Origin of the sequence: Azospirillum sp. TSO22-1, from assembly GCF_003116015.1 — a bacterium.
Classification (GTDB): Bacteria; Pseudomonadota; Alphaproteobacteria; order Azospirillales; family Azospirillaceae; genus Azospirillum.
Genome location: NZ_LGQZ01000230.1, coordinates 1 through 3,039, shown reverse-complemented (window position 1 = coordinate 3,039; position 3,039 = coordinate 1). Strand labels below are relative to the sequence as shown.

Annotated in this window: 6 protein-coding genes and 1 pseudogene; all 7 read right to left on the bottom strand. The window is 71.5% G+C overall.

Annotated elements, in window-relative coordinates; translation table 11 throughout:
• On the bottom strand, positions 1-854 hold an 854-nt coding region (locus tag TSO221_RS34485), incomplete at its 3' end, for a TrbI/VirB10 family protein (RefSeq protein WP_247878405.1).
• Positions 851-1,108 carry a hypothetical protein gene (locus TSO221_RS36740; RefSeq protein WP_247878404.1) on the bottom strand — a complete coding sequence of 86 codons (258 nt, stop codon included), beginning with the start codon at positions 1,106-1,108 and terminating at the stop codon, positions 851-853. The genes TSO221_RS36740 and TSO221_RS34485, both read right to left, overlap by 4 nt.
• Positions 1,109-1,537: 429 nt before the next feature.
• Positions 1,538-1,708 (bottom strand): hypothetical protein, encoded by a 171-nt coding sequence (locus TSO221_RS36735; protein WP_247878407.1) that lies wholly within the window; start codon positions 1,706-1,708, stop codon positions 1,538-1,540.
• Positions 1,708-2,346, bottom strand: coding sequence for a DUF3072 domain-containing protein (locus TSO221_RS34470; protein WP_247878406.1), 639 nt, complete (start codon positions 2,344-2,346; stop codon positions 1,708-1,710). The genes TSO221_RS36735 and TSO221_RS34470 overlap by 1 nt, the downstream gene beginning before the upstream one ends.
• Positions 2,342-2,437, bottom strand: a pseudogene (locus TSO221_RS36195) (RepA replication protein); the annotation flags it as partial. The pseudogene TSO221_RS36195 and the gene TSO221_RS34470, both read right to left, overlap by 5 nt.
• Before the next feature lie 42 nt (positions 2,438-2,479).
• Positions 2,480-2,695, bottom strand: coding sequence for a helix-turn-helix domain-containing protein (locus tag TSO221_RS34460; protein ID WP_109122954.1), 216 nt, complete (start codon positions 2,693-2,695; stop codon positions 2,480-2,482).
• A 119-nt stretch (positions 2,696-2,814) separates the two neighbouring features.
• A partial coding sequence (locus TSO221_RS36245) for a hypothetical protein (protein WP_211099148.1) occupies positions 2,815-3,039 on the bottom strand: 225 nt, incomplete at its 5' end.

Here is a 3,039-nt window from a genome sequence, read left to right as displayed (position 1 = left end):
GGCGCCCGGTCGAGCAGGTCCTTGGCCGCCTTGTCGAGCGGGCGGTCGATGCTGTGCCCGAGGATGCCGCCGATCAGGCTGCCGCCGCCGGTCAGCGCCGCTGCCGCGACGTCCACCGCCGTGTTGGCGGCGATCAGCAGCCCGGTCTGGAGCCACGGCACCTGCTCCGATCCTGCCAGCCCCACCGCACCGGTGATGTCCGCTCCGACCGCCGCCACGCGCACCATGTCGTTGCGCGGCCAGGGCCGGGTGATCACCGGATTGACCACCTCGATGCGCTTCTGCCCCTTGGTGACGTTGCTCCCAACGTCCAGCGTCACCACCGGGCCGGCGGGCACCGCCAGGCAGGAGAAGCCGGCGTCCCAGACGTCCTGCATCACCCGCGCGGTGACGATGCCGCCGCGCTCGATCACCACCCGGTTCACCGTCAGCAGGGGGATCGGCGTCCCCGGCGGCACGAGGCAGTCAGACCCGGCGGCGGCGAAGTCCGACGTTCCGGCCTGGGCGGAGGCGACAGTCGTTCCCTCCTCCTTGCGGCTCCAGCCGCCGACGCCGGCCTCCATCGCCTTCTTGCGCAATTCGTCCTCCTTCGGGGGCGCTTTGGCCTGCGGCCGGGCCGGCGGAGGCGGCGGGTCCTTCTTCTCGATGCGGGGCACCGGTGGCGGGGCCGATTTGGGCGCCATGTCCTCGTAGCTGGGCAATCGCGGGTCCGGCTGGGTCGGGCCGAGGGCGGCGGACAGCTTCGGCAGGCCCCCGGCCCCCTGGCTGCGCCCCAGCATGTAGGCTACCAATCCAAGCCCGATCACGGCCGCCGCCACCAGGAGGATGCGGACGACGTGCGGACCGGAGGTCACCACCCGATGGCGGGCCAGCGGATCGGGCGGCAGCGGCGGGGTGTGTCGCCGTCCAGCGTGTAGGTGCAGCGCCGGTCGCCGGCCGTGCCTGAAACAGCCCCGGTTTGCCCGTTCAGCGTCGCGAGATAATCCTCGGGGTAGCGCCAGCGCACCTCGACGTGGTGGACCCGCTTGTGGGTCTCGACGTTGAGGTCGTATTTCCGCTCGCTGGTGAAGAGGGAAATCTGCTGGTTGAGGCCGGCCCGGCGCGGCATGAAGTGCGATGCACTCGGTGCGCTGAACGCCCTTGCCGAAGCTGTAGGGCTGGTGGGGAATCCACACCTGGGCGCCGGGAGCGACGATGTCGCGCACCACCTCGCCGGGCTTCAGGCAGACCAGCGTCTGGTTCCCCTCGGCCATGTAGACGAGGTACTGCAGGTCGGGCTGGTACCAGTATTCGCAGCTCTTGCCCTTGAAGCAGGTCGAGGGCGGCCTCGTTGGCCTGCCCGACCCAACTGCGGGTCTGCGCCCGCGACGGCCGCAGCCCCGCTTTCTCCTCGGCTCCCGCTCCATCGCCGTCGGCGGGATGTGCAGGTCGGCCAGGGTGTAGGTCCGCGGCGGTGCCGTTCCCGCCATCGGGACGGGCGGCGTGTCGATGGCGCAGGCGGCCAGCAGCGGCAGCGCCAGCAGGGAAACCGGGAGTCTCATGGCTGGGGCTCCATCGTCTCGGGATGAGGAAGGCGGTGGGCTTTGACCGGCTCCTTCGTCTCGGCCTTCAGCGGCGTGCCGCTGGGCTCGGAGAAGCCGGAGATCGACACGCCGTCGAGCGCGCCGTCCCGCGATGGGCCGTCGACGGTGACCACGGCGGCGCTCATCAGCGTCTTCGAGCGCGGCTTGAAGTCCCGGTACACCGTCTCGGTCCACACCACGTAGAAGGCGGTAGCGCCGGTCTTCGGGTCTCCTTGTCGTCGGCGCGGCGATCCGTTCCGGTCGTCTTGCCCGGCGGGTCCTGCGGCCGTTCGGTGGCGTTGGAGGCGGAGCGGCGCAGCCACGACTCTTCGCCGCCCCAGCGTTCGATGAGCCGGCTGGCCTGCCCGCGGGTGAGGGTGGGATCGACGGTGCGGCCGGCGGCGAGGCGGTCGAGTTCGCCGCGCTGGGCGTCGGTCATCGGTTTGTCCCAGCCGCTGCCGCGCGGGGCCGAAGCCCGGGAACCGCCGAAGCGGCCGGCCGGGTAGCGGCGCCCGGCCGAGGCGCCGGCGGCATCGCCACCAGCGCCGCTGCCGGTCCCGCCGGTGCTGCCGATGGACGAGGTCGCCCCGGCCGTGGCGTGGCGCAGGCCACCCCATACCGCCGAGGCGCCGACGGCGAGGCTGCTTGGCGCCCCGGTGGTGGCCGCCGCCGCACCAGCCATGCTGCGCATGCCGAGCCAGCCGGCGGTCCACAGCGCGGCCAGCGCCGTCATGCCGTCCATCACCGGGCCGCCGTTCACCAGCCCGGCGGCGGCGCGCGGCACTGGCGAGCGAGAAGAACGGGTGCGCCATCAGGTCCTGCTGGTCGCGTACCGCCATGTCGCCCGGCAGCGCCACGAACAGGTCGAGCTGCATCTGGCGGTCACCGTCGCGGAAGACCCCGTCCACGGCACGGCCTCAGCGGCGTGCCGGGTGGGCGGGCCGCACGGTGCCGGTGCCCGGATCGGAGGTGGAGGTGCGCAGGCCCTGGTCGGCCCAACTCTTCAGCTCCTCGACGGCGTAGACCACCCGGCCGCCGCTCTTGCGGTAGCGCGGGCCGGTGCCGTGGAGGCGGTGCTTCTCCATCGTCCGGCTGGACAGGCCGAGGAAGCGAGCCGCCTCGGGCGTGCGCAGTAAGCGCGGGGGGAAGGCCGGCGGTCTTGTCGTCCATTATTCGTCCGTCTCCGTGTGCTACGGGCGCCCCTGGGACAAAGGAGCGCGTCGTGGAGCACGGTGGCGGAGGCGAGCGATGGTCAGGGAGGGGAAAGACTTTGTGGGGGCGAGTCCCCCGGTGCGGCACGATCAAGGCCTTGAAAATGCTTGATCTCGGCGCCGTTCAATCGCCGAGGCAGGGCAGAATGGATAATAATCTTGCCTGGAGAACAGCATGCTGCCGCCGGATCAAGCGGCAATCCGGATTTCCGGATCTGCCCTTTTCCGGACGGAGTGACCGTCCGCTTTGCGCCGATAGTGTTGAA